The 5,099-nt window shown below is 42.0% G+C and carries 5 protein-coding genes; 3 read left to right on the top strand and 2 right to left on the bottom strand.

Translation table 11 applies throughout. The features are described 5' to 3' along the window. Positions 1-365, bottom strand: a 365-nt coding sequence (locus ACT8YW_RS21630) for a dihydroxy-acid dehydratase domain-containing protein (RefSeq protein ID WP_444107103.1), incomplete at its 3' end; no start/stop codon positions are given. 481 nt (positions 366-846) lie between these two features. Here ACT8YW_RS21630 and ACT8YW_RS21625 point away from each other — a divergent pair. Next, on the top strand, positions 847-1,425 hold the full coding sequence (locus tag ACT8YW_RS21625) for an FKBP-type peptidyl-prolyl cis-trans isomerase (RefSeq protein ID WP_444107102.1): 579 nt from the start codon (positions 847-849) through the stop codon (positions 1,423-1,425). Positions 1,426-1,566: 141 nt separating this feature from the next. Here ACT8YW_RS21625 and ACT8YW_RS21620 read toward each other — a convergent pair whose 3' ends face one another. Next, the gene (locus ACT8YW_RS21620; protein WP_049702115.1) at positions 1,567-2,853 is read right to left on the bottom strand and encodes an L-cysteine desulfidase family protein; all 1,287 of its coding nucleotides are present in this window, start codon (positions 2,851-2,853) and stop codon (positions 1,567-1,569) included. Positions 2,854-2,986: 133 nt separating this feature from the next. On the opposite strand from ACT8YW_RS21620, the gene ACT8YW_RS21615 reads away from it, so the two are divergent. Both ACT8YW_RS21615 and ACT8YW_RS21610 read left to right on the top strand, forming a co-directional pair. After that, entirely contained in the window at positions 2,987-4,072 is a 1,086-nt protein-coding gene (locus tag ACT8YW_RS21615; RefSeq protein WP_444107101.1) for a PCMD domain-containing protein, read from the top strand. A 119-nt stretch (positions 4,073-4,191) separates the two neighbouring features. Continuing rightward, the gene (locus tag ACT8YW_RS21610; protein WP_444107100.1) at positions 4,192-4,980 is read left to right on the top strand and encodes a porin family protein; all 789 of its coding nucleotides are present in this window, start codon (positions 4,192-4,194) and stop codon (positions 4,978-4,980) included. Positions 4,981-5,099 lie beyond the last annotated feature (119 nt).

Here is a 5,099-nt window from a genome sequence, read left to right as displayed (position 1 = left end):
TTGCTGATACATACCATTGCATCCGCCTTGTGCGCATTGACCATATATTCTACGCTGTCTGCAATGATGTCACGTGAAGGAAGCGAATAAAGCATACCGTCATGTCCCATTGCTATACCATCGTCGATAGCTATTGTATTGAATTCCGCAGCGAAGCATCCCAGCTTCTCAATCTCTGCCTTCACCAGCTGACCGATTTCATGTAGGTGTACATGCCCCGGGACAAACTGTGTGAACGAATTGACGATAGCGATAATGGGTTTACCCATCTGATTCTTCTTCATGCCGTTGGCTGCCCACAATGCACGGGCTCCCGCCATCCGACGGCCTTGTGTACTAAACGAACTGCGTAATTGCTTTTTCATTTCAATCTATCTTTTAATTAAAGAGCCTTCCTCACACAAGTGAGAAAGGCTCTAAATTCTATCTTTTATGGTACGAACACATACAACACAAAAACCTTTCTCACGCTCTTGATGGGACCACCACGACGCGAATAATATGCAGGACTGCTAGGTTAATAGATGTATGTAACATATTCATATCTTCTTTTCTTTATTTTCGTGCTGCAAAGGTAAGGGCTTTTTTATTATATCCAAACAAATCGAAGAAAAAAATCACTTAAAAGCGAATAATTGTAAGAGAAGAGAGGTATTATTTCTCTATTTTATCACTTAAAGGTTGAATTTACAACTATTATCTAACTGCGCGCCTCACTTTCTTTTTCTGACAAAAGCACTTAATAATCTGAAATTTACCCTCCCTATACCGGAGTACAAGCAAATAATTCGTATCTTTGTAGACCCGTATTTACGGGAATTATTAATCAGAAACAAAAAAGATCAGATGGAAACAGTAGAAAACAAGTACATTACCGTTGCATACAAACTATATACAATGGAAGATGGTGAAAAAGAGTTGTTCGAAGAAGCAAAAGCAGAACATCCCTTTCAATTCATTTCAGGATTAGGAACAACACTCGAAGATTTCGAAAATCAGATAACTGCTCTTTCTAAAGGTGATAAATTTGATTTTACCATTCCGGCAGATAAGGCTTACGGACAATATGACGAACAACACGTTATTGACCTCCCCAAAAATATTTTTGAAATAGATGGCAAGTTTGATAGCGAACGTATTAAAGAAGGTAACATCGTACCTTTGATGACTGGCGACGGTCAGCGCGTAAATGCCAGCGTAGTAGAAATCAAACCGGATGTTGTAATAGTTGACCTCAATCACCCGTTGGCTGGTGCCGACCTGATTTTCGAAGGTGAAATACTGGAAAGCCGTCCTGCTACTAACGAAGAAATCCAGGAATTGGTGAAAATGATGAGTGGCGAAGGTGGTTGCGGTTGCGGATGCGACAGCTGCGGTGATGGCTGTGGCGACGACTGCGGTTGCGAAGGCGGACACTGTCATTAATTGAAGTATTAAGTATAAAGTATTAAGTATTAATTCCGTGCGGATATAACCGGAGTTTTAATACTTAATACTTTTTTTATGCCGTCATTCCGGCTAATACTTAATGCCTAATACTTAATACTTGATACTTAATACTTAAAATCAGCATCCTTTGTGCGTCATGATGTCAAGTACCATTTTATCCGTTTCGTTCATGGCTTGCGAGCCGATTCTTGTCAGGTTACGGATACTTTGGTCTACATCTTCATCTATAATTCCTTCTACGGAAGTCACACAACGGTCTTCCATTGCCATCATGGCAGACAGTACGGCTGTCGAAACTCCGGTGGTTACCTTCAAGGCACAACTCGGTTTTGCACCGTCACAAATCATTCCTGTCAAATTGGCAATCATGTTTTGAACAGCGAAAGCAACCTGATTGTAGTTTCCTCCCATTAACCAGGTGATTCCACAACTGGAACCTGTGGCAGCTACCACACAACCACACAAAGCAGACAAACGTCCCAAACTTTGTTTGATATATATAACAGTGAGATGGCTTAGCATTAAAGCACGGATCAGTTCTTCTTCACTTTTTCCGTTTTCTTCTGCAAAGACAACGACGGGGAGTGTAGCGGATATCCCCTGATTACCACTGCCGGAATTACTCATTACAGGAATCATAGCACCGGCCATACGGGCGTCACAGGCAGCCGACGTATAAGAGAGGATATGAGAAAACACACTATCTCCCATCACTTTATGCTCATAAGTTCCCCGAAGCATTTTCCCTAAAGAATGTCCGTAGTTACCTTTAAAGGCTTGCTCGGCAGCAGCTTTGTTCAAACGGGCTGTGTCAAGGATGAAACGGATTTCATCCAGCGGAGCAGTCAGTGCAAAGTCATATACTTTACGCAAGTTTAGTTCGGGCGAAGCCTCTTCCTCTTCCTCGCTGACTGTCTGTTGCTTGTCGAGCAACGTTTGTTCATTTTTGGCTATATATATAAAGGTAGTATGTCCACCGGCAATGATGGCTTTAGCCGTTTTATCTTCCGTTTTACAAATCACTTCGATATACAGCTTTTCCGTAATATCTTCTTTTAGAGAAATACAAATCCGTTTTTCTGCGATGAATTGTTTTCCCTGCTCCACCGCTTCCGGCGTACAATCCCTCAATACCTCCAACTGATAATCTGATTTACCAATCAACGCACCCAAAGCAACCGCTATGGGAAGCCCGACCATACCCGTTCCCGGTATTCCGACTCCCATGGCATTCTTTAATATATTAGCACTTAACAGGACTTCTATCTTTTCCGGTTTCGCTCCCAGTGTTTCGGCAGCTTTAGCTACACAAAGCGCTACTGCGATAGGTTCCGTACATCCGATAGCCGGAATGACCTCCTTCTTAATCAATTCTATAATTTGCCTTCTTTCTGATTCAGTCATGGACTTATAAGTTTTGGTTCCACAAAAATAGGAAATTCTTTCTTTTCCAACATTCTATAATGAACAAATAAAATCTCATATTGTTATAAAACCTCCCATACACCAAACTTTAACAGAAAGAATTGATAGAAAAATGAAAGCAAAACACATAGTTGTTTATTTGCTACTAGCTATTGTTTCCTCTTCATGTATCCGCGAAGAAGCTCTCAATGCAGAAGCAGACATATTAAGTTGTATACTACCAGGAGTAGCCATGACAACCAGTCCTATTATTAACAATAATTCCATAACTATCTTTGTTGGTCCGGGAACTGATATTTCAGAACTCAAACCTGAATTTACACTGACTCCGGGAGCTGCGATCAGTCCGCTTAGCGGCACGGAACGAAACTTCAATACCCCACAGGAATATACTGTCACAGCTGCCGATGGTGTTTGGAAGAAAATGTATACCGTATCAGTGATCGACACGGAACTTGCCACGAACTATAATTTCGAAGATACACTGGGCGGAAAGAAGTACTACATATTTGTGGAACGCGAAGGAGATAAGGTCGTCATGGAATGGGCCAGCGGAAATGCGGGTTATGCCATGACCGGAGTAGCTAAAACAGCCGATGATTATCCCACTTTCCAAATAACAGACGGAAAAGCCGGCAAATGCCTCTCCTTAGTGACACGCAGTACCGGATTCTTTGGCCAGATAGCAGGAATGCCTATTGCGGCAGGAAATCTGTTTATCGGCTCTTTCGATGTGAATAACGCTATGAGCAATCCTCTGAAAGCAACTAAATTCGGCCTCCCTTTCCGGCATGTACCCACTTATCTGGCAGGTTATTATAAATACAAAGCGGGAGATCAGTTTACAGAAGGAGGAAAACCTGTGAACGGGAAACGGGATATCTGTGACATATATGCCATCATGTACGAAACCAGCGAATCTGTTCCTACTCTTGACGGAACGAATGCATTCACCAGTCCGAACCTGATTTCAACAGCACGGATTAATAATGCCAAAGAAACGAACGAATGGACTTACTTTAAACTTCCTTTCATCACTCTCCCCGGAAAATTCATAGATAAGGAGAAGCTAAGGGATGGGAAATATAATATAGCCATCGTGTTCACCTCAAGCCTGGAAGGAGATCAGTTTAACGGAGCAATCGGAAGTACATTACTGATCGACGAGGCAGAGTTAATCTATCGCTCGGAAAATTAGCGGAATTTCGAAGAAGAATTTTCCATAGCAATACGCTGATAATGCGCTCAAACAATGTACTCATACAAAACGTACACATTATCAAACAAACGGAATTAAATAACTTTATAACAATCATAATGATAAAAATCTATCCGTATATATTCAGTTTACTAGCCTGTATAGGAATAGCTCTCCCCGGCTATTCACAGGTAGACCGAAATGAAACACTGATCCGTTCCGCCCTTCACGGACTGGAATATGAGATTAAAGCAGGTTTCAGCATTGGCGGCACAGCCCCGCTTCCCCTTCCGGTAGAAATCCGTTCGATTGACGGATATAACCCGACACTGGCCATCAGCATAGGGGGCGAAGTAACCAAATGGATTGCCGTTCAGAACAAACTCGGAATCATAGTCGGACTCCGGCTCGAAAACAAAGCAATGACCACCGAAGCCACTGTAAAAAATTACAATATGGAAATTCTCGGACAAGGAGGTGAAAGAATCAGCGGAGTATGGACGGGCGGAGTGAAAACCAAAGTAAATACCGCCGGACTGACTATACCTCTAATGGCTACCTACAAACTAAGTAACCGATGGAACATCAAAGCCGGACCTTATTTCTCGTATCTGCTTTCAAGAGAATTTTCAGGTCATGTGTACGAAGGATATTTGCGGGAAGATGATCCCACCGGTCCGAAAGTAGAATTTACCGACGGCAAAATTGCAACCTACGATTTCTCGGACGACTTGAGACATTTCCAGTGGGGATTACAGGTGGGAGCCGGATGGCGAGCTTTCAAGCACCTCAATGTGTATGCTGATCTCACCTGGGGATTGAACGATATATTTAAAAGCGATTTTAATACAATCACTTTTGCAATGTATCCTATCTATTTGAATATAGGTTTTGGGTACGCATTTTAAGTCTCACCACAGATTACACAGATTAACACAGATTGATTTATAAGTCATAGACTATCAATATAAATAATCTGTGTAATCTGTGGTGAACAAGAAATTAATTTCCACCAGACTCCGCCACC

It is taken from the genome of Bacteroides sp., assembly GCF_052357945.1.
Classification (GTDB): Bacteria; Bacteroidota; Bacteroidia; order Bacteroidales; family Bacteroidaceae; genus Bacteroides.
This window is presented reverse-complemented; position numbering and strand designations above follow the sequence as displayed.

Coding starts and splice junctions, on each gene's coding strand:
- ACT8YW_RS21610 (WP_444107100.1), top strand. CDS start 4,192: ATGATAAAAATCTATCCGTATATATTCAGTTTACTAGCCTGTATAGGA.
- ACT8YW_RS21615 (WP_444107101.1), top strand. CDS start 2,987: ATGAAAGCAAAACACATAGTTGTTTATTTGCTACTAGCTATTGTTTCC.
- ACT8YW_RS21625 (WP_444107102.1), top strand. CDS start 847: ATGGAAACAGTAGAAAACAAGTACATTACCGTTGCATACAAACTATAT.
- ACT8YW_RS21620 (WP_049702115.1), bottom strand. CDS start 2,853: ATGACTGAATCAGAAAGAAGGCAAATTATAGAATTGATTAAGAAGGAG.